Here is a 1,310-nt window from a genome sequence, read left to right on the forward strand (position 1 = left end):
GTTCCTGACCTATTTCGGCTTCCATGCCTATCATGGCGAATTCGGCATCTATTCCAAGTATCGGCTGCAGGCCCAGGCGGCCGAACTGCAGGCCCAGCTCGACGCGGTCAAGGCGCGCCGGGTCGATTTCGAGCGCCGCGTCCAGCTCCTCCATGAAGGCACGCTGGAAAAGGACATGCTTGACGAACAGGCTCGAAAGGCGCTCAATCTCTCGCAGCCCGAGGAAATCACCATCATGCTGCCTGCCTCGACGAAATAACCGAATTCCGGTTAATCGAACTTATTCGCAATGATTCTAGTCGCTTAGACGCATGCCAGCCATGCATTTTTCAGCATGGCGCAATGCACCCTTGCGTGTTAGCCTCGCTCAAATCGGTGGGGAGGCGATCGCTCTCCCTGAAATGTCCGCGAAGAGACGCCAACAGGGAGTGATGCATGGCCACCGCCGCCAGAAAAGCGCCTGCCAAATCCAAATCCAAATCCGACGGCAAATCGCCGAACCTTTCCGCACCAAAGCCAGCCGAATTCACCAAGGAAGAAGAGCTTTCCGCCTACCGGCACATGCTGCTCATCCGCCGCTTCGAGGAGAAGGCCGGCCAGCTCTACGGGATGGGCTTCATCGGCGGCTTCTGCCACCTCTATATCGGTCAGGAAGCCGTCGTCACCGGCATGAAGATGGCGCTGATCGAAGGCGATCAGATGATCACCGCCTACCGCGACCACGGCCACATGCTGGCGATGGAGCTTTCGCCGCGCGGCGTCATGGCCGAGCTCACCGGGCGCCGCGGCGGCCTGTCGAAAGGCAAGGGCGGCTCCATGCACATGTTCTCCAAGGAGAAGCATTTCTACGGCGGCCACGGCATCGTCGGCGCGCAGGTGTCTCTGGGCACCGGGCTCGCCTTCGCCAACCGCTATCGTGAGAACAAGAATGTCTCGCTGACCTATTTCGGTGACGGCGCCGCCAACCAGGGCCAGGTCTACGAGAGCTTCAACATGGCTTCGCTGTGGAAGCTGCCGGTGATCTTCATCATCGAGAACAACCGCTACGCCATGGGCACGTCCGTGTCGCGCTCGTCCGCCGAGACCGATTTCTCGCATCGCGGCGCATCCTTCAAGATCCCCGGCATCCAGGTCGACGGCATGGATGTCCGCGCCGTAAAGTCGGCCGCCGAGCTCGCCACCGAATGGTGCCGCGCCGGAAACGGGCCGCTGATCCTCGAAATGCAGACCTACCGCTATCGCGGCCACTCGATGTCCGATCCGGCGAAGTACCGTTCCAAGGAGGAAGTGCAGAAGATGCGCTCGGAGCA

General features: G+C 60.7%; 2 protein-coding genes. Both read left to right on the top strand.

The window, feature by feature from the left end:
• On the top strand, nucleotides 1–259 hold a 259-nt coding region (locus tag EOA29_RS36765), incomplete at its 5' end, for a septum formation initiator family protein (protein WP_127222413.1).
• Between the two features lie 176 nt (nucleotides 260–435).
• Nucleotides 436–1,310: pyruvate dehydrogenase (acetyl-transferring) E1 component subunit alpha (pdhA, locus tag EOA29_RS36770; RefSeq protein ID WP_127222414.1), on the top strand; the 875-nt coding region annotated here is incomplete at its 3' end.

The organism is Mesorhizobium sp. M1E.F.Ca.ET.063.01.1.1 (assembly GCF_003998155.1).
Lineage (GTDB): Bacteria > Pseudomonadota > Alphaproteobacteria > Rhizobiales > Rhizobiaceae > Mesorhizobium.